Below are 280 nucleotides of genomic sequence, written 5' to 3'. Positions count from 1 at the left end.
TTGAATCCAGAGGCGGTTGTTACCCCAGGAATCTTTGTAAAACGCGTGGTGCAGGTTTCGTAATTTCCTGCAAATCGGGCGGAAAAGTTAGAGACGAGATCGCAGAAATGAAAAAGCTTACACGGATCGAAATGGCGCAGCGCGTTGCGCGAGATATCCCGGAAGGCGCATACGTAAATCTGGGAATTGGCGTACCGACGCTTGTCGCCAATCATCTGGACCCACACCGGGAAATCATTCTTCACAGCGAAAACGGCATCCTCGGGATGGGGCCCGCGCC

The 280-nt window shown here is 53.2% G+C and carries 1 protein-coding gene; it reads left to right on the top strand.

The genetic code is table 11. The annotated features are described in order from the left end of the window. Positions 1-107: 107 nt before the first annotated feature. A partial coding sequence (locus ACYP5B_RS48755) for a CoA-transferase (RefSeq protein WP_459574653.1) occupies positions 108-280 on the top strand: 173 nt, incomplete at its 3' end.

The organism is Cupriavidus sp. 8B, from assembly GCF_054589115.1.
This window is presented reverse-complemented; position numbering and strand designations above follow the sequence as displayed.